The sequence below is a fragment of the Leucobacter sp. M11 genome (assembly GCF_035726885.1).
Taxonomy (GTDB): domain Bacteria; phylum Actinomycetota; class Actinomycetes; order Actinomycetales; family Microbacteriaceae; genus JAPFRB01.
The window spans coordinates 273685-275799 of record NZ_JAPFRB010000002.1 but is presented as its reverse complement, the minus strand read 5'-3'; the positions used below and the strand labels follow the sequence as shown (position 1 = coordinate 275799).

The window sequence follows — 2115 nt, the reverse complement described above, 5'->3', positions numbered from 1 at the left end:
CGACCCTGGCCCGAGAGCTCGCCAGGGCCGAGCGGGCCCTCCGGGCCGACTGGCGTCGCGCCGGGCGGGAGCCAGCGACCCTCCGCCACCTGCTCGCCGGGGGCGGTCCCGTGCCCGCGGACCTCCCCGGCCCCATCCGGCTCGGCCTGCGCTCCGTGCGCGAGCTGCGCGCCGAACTCGGGACCGCCCTGGAGGAGCCCGGCTGCCGGGATGCCGTAGATCGCGCGCTGAGCCAGCGCGCCCGAGACCTCCGCTCCGCGGTGCTCCTCGACCGCGAGGAGCGCGCCGCGGATGCCCAGCGCGCAGCGGGGGAGGCGCTGCTCACGAACGCGGCCCGCACGGGCCGCTCTCTGACCCGCGCCGAGCGAGACGTCCTCGCCCGTGCTGCCGAGCCGCCGCCGCGGGACGCGGTCCCGGGCCTGGCCCGCCCGGACGCGGTGCTGGCGGCGCTTGGCACCCTCCGGCTCCGCGAAGCGCGGGCCCAGCTCCGCGGTGGGCTCCTGCGCACGGCGCAGATGCGCGCGATCGCGCGCGACGCCCTGCCCGCCCTCGCCGCGGGGCACCCCGTCCTCCTCATCGGGGAGACGGGCGGGGCGAAGACCGCGCTCGCGGAGGACCTCGCCCGCCGGGCCGGCGGGGAGCCCGGCTTCGTCTCCGGGTACGGCGACATCACCGCCGCGCAGGTGATCGGCAGCCACGAGCTGCGCGTGCGCGACGGGGTCACCGTGACCGCCTTCGAACCCGGCCCGCTCCTCCTCGCGATGCGCGAGGGTCGCCCGCTGATCCTGGACGAGGTGAACGCGATGCCGCCGGAATTCCTCAAGCGGCTGAACCGCATCCTGCAGCTGCGCCCCGGCGCGCTCTTCCCCGTGCAGGAGCAGGCCGGCATGGTCGTGCGCATTGCGCCGGGCTTTGGCATCATCGCCACCGCGAACGAGCACGCGCCGAACCGCTATCGGGGCATCGAGCCCCTGAGCGCCGAGCTCGTGAACCGGTTCGGGGCGAACACCCATCGGGTGCGCTACCCGGACGCGGACCTCGGCTACGCGGACTACCCCCGGGAAAACGCCCTGATCGCCGCCGCGGCGCTCGCCGATGACCGGGGCGAACTCCCGGACGACATCGCTCCGGAGCTCATCGAACGACTCGCCCGCGCCGCCTTCGTCAGCCAGCAGGTCTTCGCGGGCAACCACGGCGAGGGCTTCGACCGCTACGCCTCGACCGGGGCGGCCTTCGACGCGGAGCCGGGCCTCGCGGAATCCGTCATCGCGCCCCGCACCCTCGTCGCGATTCTGGAGCAGGCCGCGCTGACCGGCTCCGCGGCGGCCGTCGAGCGCGCGCTCGCGAACTTCCTGTCCGGAGTGATGCACCGGGAGGACCGGCGCGTGCTCGGGCTCATCCTGGCGGGTCAGGGCTTCGGGCAATGAATCGTGCGGAGCCCGCGGCGCTGCCTCGCGTGGCAGCGCGAGCCGAGCGCGCCCGCATCGAGGAGCGCCTCGTGGACGCGGGCCGGATCCTCGGGGTTCGGGTGAGCGTGTCGGACGGCACCGACTGGGCGGCGACACCCGAGGGGATGCGGGTGGGTCTCGGCTTCTTCCTGGACCGCGGGCACCCCCCGGAGGAGGCGGGGGCGCTCGCGCTCCGGGAGCTGTGGGCAACGGTCCGCTGGGCCCGGCTCGCTCCCGAGCGGCTCTTCCGCCGGCGGGCCATCGAGCGGGCCCGCCCGGAGCTCGCGGCCCTGCTGCTCAGCATCGACCGGGCGCAGGCGGGAACGGAGGTGCGCGCCGCGATGCCCGGCGCGCTCGTCGGGCTCCGGGACGCCACGGAACGGTCGATCCCGCAGGACCTGAGCGACTGGCCCGTGGCGGCCCAGTGGCTCGGTTTGCTCCTGCGCTCCTCGCTCGGCCTGGGGACGCGGGTCGCCCCGCCGGTCCGGGCGGAGGCCCGGGGGCTCGCCCGCGCCGGGGCGACGAGCGCCGACGTGCTCGGGCGGGTCCTCGGCCCGGCCCCCGGGTGCAGCGCCGTTGACCGGCTCGACCGCGCGCTCGCCGTGCTCGCCCCGCCCGGGCTGCGGCTGGCCGCGCTCACGGCAGCCGGGCTCGGTGATCCCGGAGA

The 2115-nt window shown here is 77.0% G+C and carries 2 protein-coding genes; both read left to right on the top strand.

The genetic code is table 11. From position 1 onward, the window contains the following. Nucleotides 1-1427 (top strand): AAA family ATPase (locus tag OOT08_RS05545; RefSeq protein ID WP_325091587.1); only part of this gene is annotated, 1427 nt, incomplete at its 5' end. A gap of 29 nt (nt 1428-1456) precedes the next feature. After that, nucleotides 1457-2115: hypothetical protein (locus OOT08_RS05540; RefSeq protein ID WP_325091586.1), on the top strand; the 659-nt coding region annotated here is incomplete at its 3' end.